Below are 684 nucleotides of genomic sequence, written 5' to 3'. Positions count from 1 at the left end.
GCGACCGCCTCATGCTCTCGTGGGATCACTTCGAGCAAGCCGACGCAGCCTGATCCTCACCGTGCCCGTTCGATGAGGCCCATGAGTTGATTGCCCGTGCCGACGATGCGGAATGTATCATCGACAGTCTTGCCGGTGGTGGGGTCATAGGTGCCGAGGATGCGTCCACCGAAGTCGAACGCCCGCTGCCGCCCGTGCGTCATGTCCTCGATATGCCCGATGATAAAGCCGCGCTGATCCCTGATCGTCGTTCGCGCCATGCTGCCTCCCGTCGAGATGAAGTTCGACGCTCTCATGAGATTGCGATTTTCTGAAGCAAAATGAGTGTGTTGCCGGTGTGCGCCTCCGCCTCGATAGGGCAAACCCACACGAACCGTCCCAGCCGCCGTGCCATGCCGTCTCGTTAGATCGTCTGGGCGGTTTTGAGACAGGTCGAGGCGACGGGTCTAAACTCATCTGAGACAATCGGGCTGGTCAACATCGTCAGATCATCTGACGGTTTGGGAATGCGCTCGGTCTGCTGGCGGCTGCGGAACATCCGCTATCATTTGGCGCTTTTGACATAAGCAAGTCTGTGCCTAAGATCACGAGCCATCAAGGAGGAACCTCCCATGAATGGCTTAAAATACACCAAGCATTTTCAATATAGGTTGCAACAGCGCGGCATTCATCCTGCCGTTATGA

1 protein-coding gene is annotated in these 684 nt (G+C 56.7%); it reads right to left on the bottom strand.

Going from position 1 to position 684, the window contains the following annotated elements:
• Nucleotides 1-56: 56 nt before the first annotated feature.
• On the bottom strand, nt 57-260 hold the full coding sequence (locus tag MF607_RS22590; RefSeq protein ID WP_242122403.1) for a hypothetical protein: 204 nt from the start codon (nt 258-260) through the stop codon (nt 57-59).
• Nucleotides 261-684 lie beyond the last annotated feature (424 nt).

It is taken from the genome of Sphingomonas lacusdianchii, assembly GCF_022664395.1.
GTDB classification, from domain to species: domain Bacteria; phylum Pseudomonadota; class Alphaproteobacteria; order Sphingomonadales; family Sphingomonadaceae; genus Sphingomonas; species Sphingomonas lacusdianchii.
This window is presented reverse-complemented; position numbering and strand designations above follow the sequence as displayed.

What these genes read in the sequence shown, in the direction of transcription:
- MF607_RS22590 (WP_242122403.1), bottom strand. Translation starts at nt 260, where the DNA reads ATGGCGCGAACGACGATCAGGGATCAGCGCGGCTTTATCATCGGGCAT.